Source organism: Streptococcus sobrinus DSM 20742 = ATCC 33478, from assembly GCF_000686605.1.
GTDB lineage: Bacteria > Bacillota > Bacilli > Lactobacillales > Streptococcaceae > Streptococcus > Streptococcus sobrinus.
In genome coordinates this window covers 1-11,819 of record NZ_JMLC01000036.1, presented here as the reverse complement: position 1 = coordinate 11,819, position 11,819 = coordinate 1, and the positions used below count along the sequence as shown (strand labels likewise).

Here is an 11,819-nt window from a genome sequence, read left to right as displayed (position 1 = left end):
ATCACCAGCTGACCTGTTAAGTATTGCAGGGCAAGATTTTCCACCATCATTTTTTCTATCTTTCGTCCGGAAAAGATCCCTTGAGAATAAGCAAATAAAAGGGCTGCTAGGAGTAATTGGGGATGGTAAGAAGGCCGCCCAACCTCATGATAAAAGTTTAGAAAGGCATTATCATCTAGTTTATTGACCACCTTTTCAATCGTAAAAACGAGATGGTTGTGGGGTAAGAATGCGCTTAATTCTAGTGGCAGAGTCGTTTGATTTGTGTTATAGTGACTGTACATGAGGTAGCCTTTCTATTATTTTTTTGTCAACTATATTTTATCAAGACTACCTATGTCAAGCAAAAAGCAACGGCATCAAAACCGTTGCTTTTTCGTTGGCTGAGGGATAGTTTTGTCCCAAGCTCGTCGTTCTATAATCTATAGTTGTATTCATCATCTGACATGGCTTTTACAGTACCCAAGAGATAACCATTACCGATTTGCGAGGGTAAAAAGTGTCAAGTGGATCTTTTTAGCTTTTTTACTCTTTTCATAGTTTTAGTAAGTTAGACCATCCAAATTTTTCTTTAAAGCGTGAAAGCTTGATTTAGCTGAGTTTATGTGTAACTTTGTAGCTGACTGTCATACCGAGTTTGAAACTGGAGGTTATGAACTAGATGTTACTATTCCGGATGAACAAATCTTCTATACATTTGATAGGGTCTAGTTTGAGAGAGTGTTCGACAATCTCTTTGCTACTTTTTTCAAGCATAATCCACCGAAGTCCATTCTTTACCTCAAGCTTAAGTGTCAGCCTGATGCTATCTTGGTTACAGTCGCTGACAATGGGTCTGGTATTACTAGTGAGGATGCAGAGTGACTTTTCCATCTATCAAGGTGTTAATGCTAGCCATCTCAGCCTATATTGATTATTACAACAACAAATGTATTAAATTAAAACTAAAAGGACTGAGTCCTGTGCAATACAGAACGCAATCCTTCACTTAAATATTATGTCCAACTTTGGGTCACTACACTTTTAGGTGCTTTTCCTTTGCGCTTTTCTCCGCTTACCTGTTCATTTTGACCGCTTGGCTGAATTTGGCCCAAGGGTCTCTTTCTATTTGCTAAGATTAGGTCAGTAAAAGGAAAGGAATTTTACCTATGCTAATTGAGACAAAAAATTTAACAAAGTTATACGGTAAAAAGATGGTGCTGGAGAATCTGAATATTCAGGTAAAGAAAGGCCAACTTTTAGCCTATATCGGAACCAACGGGGCTGGAAAATCGACAACCATCAAGATTTTGACAGGTCTCTTATCAGCCAGTTCTGGTCAGGTCAATTTAGCGCCGGGCCTCAAGATTGGAATGGTTTTTCAAGATAGTGTATTGGATGAGGAATTAACAGTTCAAGCCAATCTGGAGAGCCGAGCAGGTCTCTATCATCATCAGGATTCAGCTTGGCTGAAAGATTTGATTAAGATGTTGGCTATTGAGGATATTCTTAAACAGGAGTACGGCACCCTATCGGGAGGTCAACGGCGTCGGGTGGACATTGCCAGAGCTCTACTAACCAAACCGGACTTGCTTTTCCTCGATGAACCGACAACGGGGTTGGATATTCAAAGTCGCCGGTCTATCTGGGCTCTCTTACGCCGATTGCAAAAGGAAGAAGGCCTGACCATCTTTTTGACCACCCACTATCTGGAGGAGGCCGAAAATGCTGATATGGCCTATATTATTGACCACGGTCGAGTTCTGGCTCAGGGTTCCGCAGAGAAATTGAAGACTGACTATGCTAAAAATCGCCTTCTGATTAAGACTGATAACAAGCAAGCGTGGTCAGACCAAACCTATCAAGAGCGAGAAGCTGGCTGGCTGGCTATTGAGGACTTGAGCCCGCAGCAAGCCCTGTCAGTTTTGGCAAGTCATCAAGATTATATTCTTGACTTTGATTTCCAAAAGGGTGACATCAATGCTGTCTTTATGGCAGTAGCAGGTACTGTATTTAAAGACTAAGAAGGAGTTTAGTGATGTTTACGATGGCAAAAAGAAATTTACGACTTTATTTTCATAACAAGGCAACAGTCTTCTTCTCTTTAATGGGAGCCTGGATTGCCTTTGGCCTCTATCTGATTTTCTTGCAAAAAAATATGCAGGATGCCTGGTCAGGTACCAGCCATCCAGAGAAAATGCTGGATCAATGGATTATGGGAGGAACTCTAGCGGTGGCTTCAATTACCACAGTTTGGACCGGCATTGTTCGTCTGGTCAGAGATCGTGAGAGTCATAAATTGGATGACTTTCTTTTGACGGATACCTCGCTTTTCCAGTTGAATCTTGGTTATGTCATCTCCAGCGCAGTCATTGGAGTGATTATGCAGGTGCTGGTCTATCTGATTATGGCCCTCTATTTTAGCTGGCAGGACAGCCTGGCTTTTATCTCTTTGGAACAAGGTCTGAAATTACTTGGCCTCATGATTGCAAGTAGTCTCATGAGTGCTATTATTGGCTTGGTGGTCGTGCAGTTTATTAAGGCATTAGAAGTAGCTGAGCGTCTTAGTGTAATTATTGGGACGGCTTCTGGCTTCTTGGTAGGTGTCTATGTCCCGATTGGAACCATGCCAGACTTTGCTCAAAAACTTATGAAGGCTACTCCTTGGGCCTATGTAGCCTCTGCCTATCGCCAGATCTTGATTGGTGATCAGGTTGTTGATTGGCATCGACCAGGGATTAGTGTTCAAGAATACTTAGGCATTGGTCTTAAATGGAAAGAATTAACCAGCCTCAAGCAAGAATTTTTGGTAGTAGGTCTTAGCCTGTTGGCTGGTCTCTTGCTTCTTGGGTTGAGTGTACTTGCCAGAAAGTCCAAGCGGGTTTAAGGGATATATTCCGTGCCAAAGAAGGAAAGGAGTTAAGAAAGGTTGAGGTAATGTTGGTAATTAGTTTTGCGTTGACAGGAATTATTTGTAACCTAGCTTATTATTTATTGGCTGTCTTATCTATTAAAAACGATAACTTGCAAGAATAAGTGCAACTTGTGTTACAACTCATTTCTAAGTACTGCAAATGCTGTTTTGTCACCTAAACATTTACGTGGTCGATGATTGATGACCCTAAAGCCTCTGCTCAGGTTCGATCGTTAATGGCCACTAGATCTGTCTTCTTAGGAAATTATTTCTTCAGTAAGCCATTGGCATTTTCCTTGCTTTCTCTTTGCCAAGAAGAATAAGCATCTGCAAAGTAAAAATCACTACCCAATGGCCGACGGTTTTCCTTGTTCTGACTCCTTTTGGATGCTTAGAAATTAGGGCCCCAATAATGAATTTTCCTCGTTTTTCCTGAAATTGACGACTTTTATCCTTGCGTCTGAGGAAAGCTAATTCATAGTCAATCAAACCTTTATAAAGCCAGTTGTAGATGGTCTTAAAGCAAAACATAGGCTTGTTCTCAAGCTGATAGCGACCGTAGATTTGTTCTGGGGACCAGGAAGACTTCAAACAGTCTTCAATTTCAGTTCTGGATGACAAGTTGAATTTCTCCTTTTAGACTGAGCTAGTTGGTCATAGTGTGTCTGTGCGGCTTCGGCTGAATAGGCCCCTTCACAGCACTTTATTTCTCTCGAAAGCGTTGATTTGTGAATCCCAAGCTTTTCAGAAATCTGATTCAAGTTCAGACCTAATTCTAGGTAAGCCTCTATCTTTATTCGCTCAGTTAAGGTAAGATGACGGTAGCTCATAGATTTTCCTCGTGTACTGACTAGTGTGGTTACTTACAGTTTACACGAGAATAACTTCTATGAGTTTTTGTTGTATTTTATTTTGCAATTTATAATCCAATTTTCTTGTCCCAAAAATTGACTTTTTGTCCCGAAATTGATATACTATAGAAAAAAGGAGGAGAAGGGTCATGAAAAAATCGGATGTATTAGATTTGATAAAATATCATTTTGAAAATAAAGAAACAGAGTTTAGGAATCAGGCAATCTCTATTGCACGTGATTTTGATCAAAGCGGAGATAGCCAACTTTCTCAATATATAATGGGGTTAATGTCGCAATCAGATTGCTTTGTTCCTCAAGATTTTCAAATTGGAAGTTATTTGGTTCCTCAGAAAGTAGATACAACTACTTTACCATTTCCTATGCATATAATGAGTGATCTTAAAGGAATTATAAATGCAGTAAATCATAATTTAGGGATTCATAAATTTTTATTTGTGGGCTCACCAGGAACTGGGAAAACAGAAAGTGTAAAGCAAATCTCTAGATTATTAAATCGTGAGTTATTATTGGTTGATTTTAGTGAATTAGTGGATAGTAAATTGGGGCAAACTGCTAAAAATTTAGTTAGTGTCTTTAAAGAGATTAACCAATTACCTTTTAAGCAAAACTATGTCATTTTGTTTGATGAAATTGATGCTATTGCTCTAGATCGAATTAACCAAAATGATCTTCGAGAGATGGGAAGAGTCACTTCGACATTTTTAAAAGCTTTAGACAATTTAGATCCAGAAGTGGTGATTATCGCAACGACTAATCTTTATAGCGAATTAGATAAAGCGTTGGTACGTAGATTTGATGCAACAATTGATTTTGATAGATATTCAGATGAAGACAAAGTAGAAATTTCAGAATTTATATTAAATGATTATTTAAAACAATTTAAGAATGTTACAAAAGATATACGCCTATTTAGAAAAATTATTCGTTATTCAAAAAATCTTCCAAATCCTGGAGATCTAAAAAATTATATTCGGACATCCTTAGCTTTTAGTGATCCGAAAGATCCTGATGATTATTTAAAACGTCTTTTTAAAAATTTAAATAATGGAAAAATTCCAAGCATTAAAAAATTATCCGATATGGGATTCACTGTTAGAGAAATCGAAATTCTAACAGGGACATCAAAAAGTAGTGTATCAAGAGAGTTAAAGGAGGAAGCGAATGAATAACATTCTAACACTAAGAGGAAATCGCTTTGCACCAAGAAAACGTAAGGTAGGTATGGGTCCTATTACTATTCCTAAGAATTCAGTTGTTTCTCTAGCAAAATTAAAACAAATCCATCAATCTTTATTAACTGTTCAGGAATTTTGGCAGGATAAAAAAATAATTGATGGAGTTTTAATCACGGTCTACTATAATCGTATCGTAGCAAAAAGCAATAGAATCGGAGGATATTTATTGGGCAATAGAGGGTTAGTACCAAATGAAACGATCGTCGGAGCAAAATTTAATGATGAAAAATCCAAGCATATTGTTACACACTATATTACTAGGAAGAACCTAAGTAAAACTATTCGTCTTTCAGAACAGGTAACCAATTTATTTGAACGCTCATTTCAGAATAGCACACTAGACTCTGCTGCATTTAAGAATCCTAATACATTTGATAAATTGGATGTTAGCCATTATGATTTTTCGAAGACAACTTTTAAACAATATCTAAGAGATAGCTGTTTTATAGATCATTTCGGAGTTGAAGAAATAGCACAGCAGGACTTGAAAAGTTCGATTGTGACTTTCTTTGATACGAATAAAGATATCCAAGATGTTTTAAAAGGTGTTGGTATTGATCTGTCTAAAGCAAATATGTTAGACGAAACAACTGTATTGTTAGATGAACGTCATGTCGAGCTAGTATTAGCAAATATCCCTTACCTAGTTTCTATGGCTGTTGAGGATTTTGCAAGTTTATCGCCAGATGATTTTCATACTGTTTCAAATCAAGTAGACACAGTGATTCCGCAACCGATTAATGAGCCTGTTGTCGGAGTAATTGATACATTATTTGAAAAAGAAGTCTACTTTGGTGAATGGGTAGAATATCACGATTTAATATCAAGTGATATTAGAAAAGAAACAGCAGATTATCAGCACGGGACAGCCGTTAGCTCTCTTATTGTAGACGCTCCAAACCTCAATCCTCATTTGGCTGATGGCTGTGGCAGATTTCAGGTTAGACATTTTGGTGTTGCCTTGCATAGTGGGTTCAACTCTTTTGCAATTATCAAACAGATAAAATCAATTGTCTCTCAAAATCCAGATATTAAAGTTTGGAATTTATCTCTTGGTTCCAATGAAGAAGTAAGAGAAAATTTTATATCTGCAGAAGCAGCTACTTTAGACGAGATTCAATTTGAATACGATATTATTTTTGTAATTGCAGGTACCAATGCAAGAGTGGATAATGATAGGCGAAAAAAGATTGGTGCACCTGCAGATTCTTTAAACTCTCTGATTGTCAACTCGGTTGATTTTGATAATCAACCAGCATCCTATTCCCGTGAAGGAGTGGTGTTATCTTTTTTTGTTAAACCAGATATTGCTTATTATGGTGGCGGTAAGGGTCGTTATCTCAATGTTTGTGAACCCTTTGGCTTAGGACAAGTATCGGGAACGAGTTTTGCTGCGCCACTGGTTACTAGAAAGTTAGCCTATCTAATTTATATCATGGGACTCAGTCGTGAAGAAGCCAAAGCTTTGCTAGTTGATTCAGCCATTGGGTGGAATGATATTAAAACGTTTGAGGAAATGTCTTTGATAGGAAATGGTATTGTACCTATAAGAATTGAAGATATACTTAACACACCTGACGATGAAATTAAATTCATCGTGTCAGATATTTCTGAAGAATATGAGTCTTATAACTATCAATTTCCTGTTCCCATTGCCAAAGGAAAGTATCCCTATGTTGCTAAGGCAACGCTTTGCTATTTCCCAAACTGTAGCCGTAATCAGGGAGTAGATTATACAAATACAGAATTAAATTTAGTATTCGGGCGGTTAAAAAAAGATGGGATAGAGCCAATTAATAAGGATAGGCAGCACTTTGAGGATGCTCCGGGGTATGTAAAAGAACAAGACGCTCGGAGACTATTTCGTAAATGGGATAATATCAAGCATATTGGAGAAAGCTTTACCTCTCGAAAGAAGCCTAAAAATATTTTTAATGAGGACAATCCTATGTGGGGAATGAGCGTAAAAACGATTGAGCGTTTACAAAAGCGTGATGGAAAAGGAGTGCGTTTCGGAATCGTTGTTACGCTCAAAGAACTAAATGGAGTCAATCGTATTGATGAGTTTGTCAATCAAGCATCCCTCAGAGGCTGGTTAGTCAATCAACTACAAGTTGAAAATCAAGTGGAACTCTATAATAAATTAACAGAGGAGATTGAGTTTGATTGATATAGGGGAAGTGTTGGTACAATAGTAGGGAGGTGGAACAATAAAAACTAATAATTTTAACCATAGGTTACTGTAAAGGAGATTATTATAAGATGACGGAAACTAAGATTGATTTAACAAAAATTATTTTTTCTGGTTCTTCAACACCATTATTCAAAAGTTCAGAATTAGAATTAAAAAGTAAAAATTTTATATTCGCTAGAAATGGTTCAGGGAAGTCCACACTAAGTAGTGCTATTGAAGCACAGAAATCTGTGGAGTTCGATATTCACGTTTTTAAGGGATTCGAAGATTTAATTGGAGAAAATGAAAATTTAGATGCTTTTTCACTGGCTGTGAATGCTGGAGAAAATGAGAAAGAGATAAAAAGATTAGAAAACGAGCGTGAATTAAAGGAACAAGAATATCAGCTGATTGTAAAAGAGTTGATTGAACCTACTGATATTACTCAAGAGAATATTTTTTCTAAGAAGGAAAAAGCTAAAAAAGATTTTAATGAGCAAGAGACTAAAATTAATAACTTTTATAGAAAGTCCGCTAAGCAACTATCTGAATTTAATAATCCACAGCTCGTTTTGAATGCACGTAAGTATAATAAAAATAATTTTAAAAGCGAAATTAAAGAAGCAAAGGAATTACAGAAAATTGAAATTAAAGAGCTTACGGATGTTCTTGGTGAAAAAACAAGGACTATACAAGAAATCCCTTCAAGTAAAATTAATTTTGAAAAATATGTAGAAGCTGTTAATGAAATTTTGACAAGCAAAGTGAAAGAACGAGTAAAAATCAACAGATTAAATTCTGAATCCAAACGGAACTTTGCCCAAGAGGGACTTGACATCCATTCGGTTGGTGACGTATGCGCTTTTTGTGGCAATATAGTTACCAAAGAAACATTTGAGGAGTTGGAATCATACTTTTCAGCAGATGAGGTAAAAGAATTAAAATCTAGAATATCTAAAGGGAAGGAGAATATCTCTAGCTTAATAGAGTCGCAAGTGGGTTTAAATATAAAGCCGGAAGACTTTTATCCACACTTAAAAGATGAAGCATCTAATAAAATTGAAAATATCAATCTTCAAAAGAAAGAATACAAGGAGTTTCTTGAGAGATTATTTAAAGAGTTAGATAATAAGGAAAAAAATCTTTTTGATGTAAGTCCACAGATAACTATGGACGTTCCTGATGAAATTTCTTATGAAACTTTAAATGAGTTAATTCAACAAAATAATGAGTTCTCTAATGATTTGAAAAATCAAAAGACAGAGGCTAGAAATAAACTAAGGTTTCATGAAATTAAAATTCTCTGTGATAAATTCCAATTTGATATTGAAAAGACGAAATTGGAAACTTACGAGAAATATTTTAATGGCAGACAGAGAGAATTTGAAGAAGAAAGAGAAAGACAAAAATTGTGTAGAAAGGAAATTGGGGAATTAAGTCTAAAAATAGAGAGTTTAAAACCTAAAGCTGAGAAACAAGCGGTCGAACGTATCAATAGAAAATTACGCTTGAGAGTACAGTGGGAATTGGATTTTTGTGAAGGAGAGAATTCGGGATATTATAGAATCAAACAAGGTAACACTATAAGGAGTGTAAAAAAATTATCAACGGGTGAGAAAAACATCATTGCTTTCTTCTACTTTATAGAAAAGTTAGAAGAAGTAACTGAAAATCAATCTAGGAAACCAAAGTTGATAGTTTTTGATGACCCAATGAGTTCTAATGATGATACGATGCAGTATTTAATTATTACTCAACTTCAAAACCTTTATCAAAGCAAAGATAGAAATAAATTTGATATCAATGAAGATATCATGGTTATACTTACCCACAATGTCCATTTTTATTTGAATGTGCAACCACGTGGCAATTTTAAAGATGAAAGAGGTAGAACAAAATATGACAAAAATCACTTTTATAGAATTGAAAATGGTGAGTTTATTCATATTACTTCTGAAAAAGAAGACTTTAAAACTAGTTATGAAGCACTTTGGTTTGAACTAAAAGGTTTATATGAGAGTGATTTAAAAAATTCTATGCTTAATACAATGAGGCGTATCATAGAGACTTATATAAAATTTAACTCTCTGAACCAAGATAAGTTTTATCATGATAATAGTCAGTATTTGAAACTCTTTAATGTAAACTCTCATTCGATTGATGATTTATCAGCTGAAACATATAAAGAAACAAAGGAAGAAATGAGGGAGCTATTCTTCCAAATATTTGATGAAAATGGCTGTTCAGAACATTTTAGACATTATTGGGATTTTAAGAAAGATAGAATATAGGTAGAAGAGATGACAAAACAAAAAATTCCGAAAATTCGTTTTAAAGAATTTGATAATGAATGGGGAAAAAAGAAATTAAGCGATATTGCTAAAATGTACCAACCAGTGACTATCTCACAATCTGATTTGGTGCTAGTGGAATACCTGTATTTGGCGCGAATGGCTATATTGGGTATTATCATCAATCAAATCACGAAGTAGACCAAGTGACGATTTCGGCGAGAGGTGAAAATACGGGAACGCCAAGTTATGTGAAAGCTCCTGTTTAGATAACAGGAAATTCTATGGTAGTTGTAGTTAATGTAGATGAACATTCTAGTATAAATAAATTATTTTTATATTCTTCTTTAAAAAGTTATAGTTTAAAAAATATGTGACTGGAGGAGCGCAGCCACAATTAACAAGGGAAGTTTTAAATACGATTTCAAAAAAAATCCCTTTCCTCCCCGAAAATCCGCCATTGGTGCACTTTTTTCGACGCTGGATGACTTGCTTGCTACCTATAGGGCTTGCCAACTATCAGTCTTTCAAGTTAGCCGTGTTGTCCAAGATGTTTCCTAAGAATAGGCAAAACCTCCCTGAAATCCGCTTAGTTGGATTTCAGGGAGGTTGGAAAGAAAGAAGATTAAAAGACTTAGTTGAACAAGTAACTAGAAAAAACTCTGCTTTTGATTTGGATAATGTTTTAATTATATCTGCACAATATGAACTTATTAACCAAGAGGATTTTTTAATGATAACTTGCAAGAATAAGTACAACTTGTGTTACAACTCATTTCTAAGTACTTCAAACGCTGTTTTGTCACCTAAACATTTACGTGGTCGGTGATTAATAGCATCTAAAGCCTTTACTCAGGTTCGATCGTTAATGGCCACTAGATTTGTCTTCTTAGGAAATTATTTCTTCAGTAAGCCATTGGCATTTTCCTTGCTTTCTCTTTGCCAAGAAGAATAAGCATCCATAAAGTAAAAATCACTACCAAGTTTTTTCCGCTAGTGGATAACAGGCAAACTCTTTTTCTCTATTCTGACGTAAAGGTCTTTAGAAACTCTTTTAGGGAAAGTTTGCATAGCTCTTGCTATCCTTTGGTCCAATTGACAATTGCATAAGCTGGTCAAAAAGGTTAAGATAGAGAAAAACGAGGAGTTAGTCTATGCAGTACTACTTTGAAGAAAAGGAGAACCTGAAGTTAGACGAGGTGCAGGTTCTGGTTCAAAGTCAAAAAAAGACCAAGGAAGTTCAGGAAATACTAGATTATCTAGGAGCTTACGACCAGAGCGAGGTGACAGTCCTTCCCATCAAAACCAGTGATCGCATTGAAATGCTCAAGGTGGATGACTTGATTTATGCTGATGTTGAAGGCGATAGCCTAATTTTGGAGACTAGCAAGGGGCGCATTTTGACCAATGACCGCCTCTACAAATTTTCACAGCGGCTGAACAATCCCGATTTTGTCCAGGTATCCAAGCACGCCCTGCTCAATATCAACCATCTTGAAGCCCTTGAAGCCAGCTTTTCGGGCAATATGCTGGCTATCCTGACAGGCAAACGCAAACTGGATGTTAGTCGCCGCTATTTGGTGAATTTAGAAAAACGCCTGGGCTTGTAAGAGAAAGTGTGATTACTGTGAAAATAAATTTCAGAAAATTAGTTTGGTATTTCTTGATTGGCATTGGTTTTGGCAGTCTGAGTTTTGTGGCTACCTTGTGGTTGGAAGGAACACAAAGTCAGACGGTCCCGCAAATTACTAATGTTATCTGGGTTAGCGGTCTTATCGGTATTATTTCCATGATTTTTGAGTTAGAAAGGCCCCCCTTTTTCTTTCGACTGATTCTGCATTTTTTCCTAGTATATGCTCTTGTCTGCCTGATGAATAATTTGAACCACTATTACTGGCCGATTCTTTCTTTTGAGTTACTGGGAAATTTTATGGTTTCCTATCTCATTATTTGGACAATCGTTTACTTCTTTTTAACTCGACGCCTAGGAAGGATTAATCAAAGGTTGGCTGAAAAAAGAGAGAAACCACGACAAACGCATGAAGAAAATAACGTTTTCAGATAATAGATTCATAAAAAAGAGTCCACCTCCGGAGTTATAATAGACTTAGGAGGTGTCTTTATGTCTGAGATTATAGAATTTCTTATCACTGTCCGTGATGAGCGTGACAATTGGAAGATCAAGCATAGCTTGGCTGATATTGTGCTGCTCATCTTCTTTGCCCGCCTTTCAGGTGCAGAATTCTGGGAAGAAATAGAGGATTTTGGAAATATCTATGAAACTTCCTTACGTAGTGTACTTACCTTGGAAAACGGTATTCCATCTCACGACACCCTGCAACGTGTTTTTGC

11 protein-coding genes and 3 pseudogenes are annotated in these 11,819 nt (G+C 36.3%); 11 read left to right on the top strand and 3 right to left on the bottom strand.

Annotation, left to right across the window (positions count from 1 at the left end):
* Positions 1-284: transposase (locus BS63_RS0109725; protein WP_028798567.1), on the bottom strand; the 284-nt coding region annotated here is incomplete at its 3' end.
* Positions 285-720: 436 nt separating this feature from the next.
* Between BS63_RS0109725 and BS63_RS1000000112440 the strand changes: the two genes are divergently transcribed.
* The 4 genes and pseudogenes from BS63_RS1000000112440 to BS63_RS0109710 all read left to right on the top strand — a co-directional run bounded on the left by BS63_RS1000000112440 (position 721) and on the right by BS63_RS0109710 (position 2,866).
* On the top strand, positions 721-864 hold the full coding sequence (locus tag BS63_RS1000000112440) for an ATP-binding protein (RefSeq protein ID WP_019770180.1): 144 nt from the start codon (positions 721-723) through the stop codon (positions 862-864).
* 2 nt (positions 865-866) lie between these two features.
* Positions 867-992: pseudogene (locus BS63_RS1000000111985) on the top strand (IS3 family transposase); the annotation flags it as partial.
* A 156-nt stretch (positions 993-1,148) separates the two neighbouring features.
* Complete coding sequence (locus BS63_RS0109715) at positions 1,149-2,003, top strand: ABC transporter ATP-binding protein (protein WP_004205388.1); 855 nt, start codon at positions 1,149-1,151, stop codon at positions 2,001-2,003.
* 14 nt (positions 2,004-2,017) lie between these two features.
* Complete coding sequence (locus BS63_RS0109710) at positions 2,018-2,866, top strand: ABC transporter permease (protein ID WP_002999453.1); 849 nt, start codon at positions 2,018-2,020, stop codon at positions 2,864-2,866.
* 161 nt (positions 2,867-3,027) lie between these two features.
* On the opposite strand, the pseudogene BS63_RS1000000112495 reads toward BS63_RS0109710, so the two are convergent.
* Positions 3,028-3,723, bottom strand: a pseudogene (locus BS63_RS1000000112495) (transposase).
* A 170-nt stretch (positions 3,724-3,893) separates the two neighbouring features.
* On the opposite strand from BS63_RS1000000112495, the gene BS63_RS0109700 reads away from it, so the two are divergent.
* The 4 genes from BS63_RS0109700 to BS63_RS1000000112335 all read left to right on the top strand — a co-directional run bounded on the left by BS63_RS0109700 (position 3,894) and on the right by BS63_RS1000000112335 (position 9,668).
* Positions 3,894-4,937: an ATP-binding protein gene (locus tag BS63_RS0109700; protein WP_002963367.1), complete on the top strand. Its 1,044-nt coding sequence runs from the start codon at positions 3,894-3,896 to the stop codon at positions 4,935-4,937.
* Positions 4,930-7,173 carry a S8 family peptidase gene (locus tag BS63_RS0109695; protein ID WP_002963368.1) on the top strand — a complete coding sequence of 748 codons (2,244 nt, stop codon included), beginning with the start codon at positions 4,930-4,932 and terminating at the stop codon, positions 7,171-7,173. The genes BS63_RS0109700 and BS63_RS0109695 overlap by 8 nt, the downstream gene beginning before the upstream one ends.
* 92 nt (positions 7,174-7,265) lie before the next feature.
* Entirely contained in the window at positions 7,266-9,467 is a 2,202-nt protein-coding gene (locus tag BS63_RS0109690; protein WP_002963369.1) for an AAA family ATPase, read from the top strand.
* Positions 9,468-9,476: 9 nt separating this feature from the next.
* On the top strand, positions 9,477-9,668 hold the full coding sequence (locus BS63_RS1000000112335) for a hypothetical protein (RefSeq protein ID WP_002963370.1): 192 nt from the start codon (positions 9,477-9,479) through the stop codon (positions 9,666-9,668).
* 564 nt (positions 9,669-10,232) lie between these two features.
* Here the strand turns inward: BS63_RS1000000112335 and BS63_RS1000000112490 are convergent.
* Positions 10,233-10,546, bottom strand: a pseudogene (locus BS63_RS1000000112490) (transposase); the annotation flags it as partial.
* A gap of 75 nt (positions 10,547-10,621) precedes the next feature.
* On the opposite strand from BS63_RS1000000112490, the gene BS63_RS0109675 reads away from it, so the two are divergent.
* The 3 genes from BS63_RS0109675 to BS63_RS0109665 all read left to right on the top strand — a co-directional run.
* Positions 10,622-11,077 carry a LytTR family DNA-binding domain-containing protein gene (locus tag BS63_RS0109675; protein ID WP_002962786.1) on the top strand — a complete coding sequence of 152 codons (456 nt, stop codon included), beginning with the start codon at positions 10,622-10,624 and terminating at the stop codon, positions 11,075-11,077.
* Positions 11,078-11,085: 8 nt separating this feature from the next.
* Positions 11,086-11,532 (top strand): DUF3021 domain-containing protein, encoded by a 447-nt coding sequence (locus BS63_RS01000000111110; RefSeq protein ID WP_050585023.1) that lies wholly within the window; start codon positions 11,086-11,088, stop codon positions 11,530-11,532.
* 57 nt (positions 11,533-11,589) lie between these two features.
* On the top strand, positions 11,590-11,819 hold a 230-nt coding region (locus BS63_RS0109665; protein WP_032798589.1), incomplete at its 3' end, for a transposase family protein.

Excerpts from the sequence above, each read along its gene's own strand:
- BS63_RS1000000112335 (WP_002963370.1), top strand. The coding sequence starts at position 9,477 with ATGACAAAACAAAAAATTCCGAAAATTCGTTTTAAAGAATTTGATAAT.
- BS63_RS0109690 (WP_002963369.1), top strand. The coding sequence starts at position 7,266 with ATGACGGAAACTAAGATTGATTTAACAAAAATTATTTTTTCTGGTTCT.
- BS63_RS0109675 (WP_002962786.1), top strand. The coding sequence starts at position 10,622 with ATGCAGTACTACTTTGAAGAAAAGGAGAACCTGAAGTTAGACGAGGTG.
- BS63_RS0109695 (WP_002963368.1), top strand. The coding sequence starts at position 4,930 with ATGAATAACATTCTAACACTAAGAGGAAATCGCTTTGCACCAAGAAAA.
- BS63_RS0109715 (WP_004205388.1), top strand. The coding sequence starts at position 1,149 with ATGCTAATTGAGACAAAAAATTTAACAAAGTTATACGGTAAAAAGATG.
- BS63_RS0109700 (WP_002963367.1), top strand. The coding sequence starts at position 3,894 with ATGAAAAAATCGGATGTATTAGATTTGATAAAATATCATTTTGAAAAT.
- BS63_RS0109710 (WP_002999453.1), top strand. The coding sequence starts at position 2,018 with ATGTTTACGATGGCAAAAAGAAATTTACGACTTTATTTTCATAACAAG.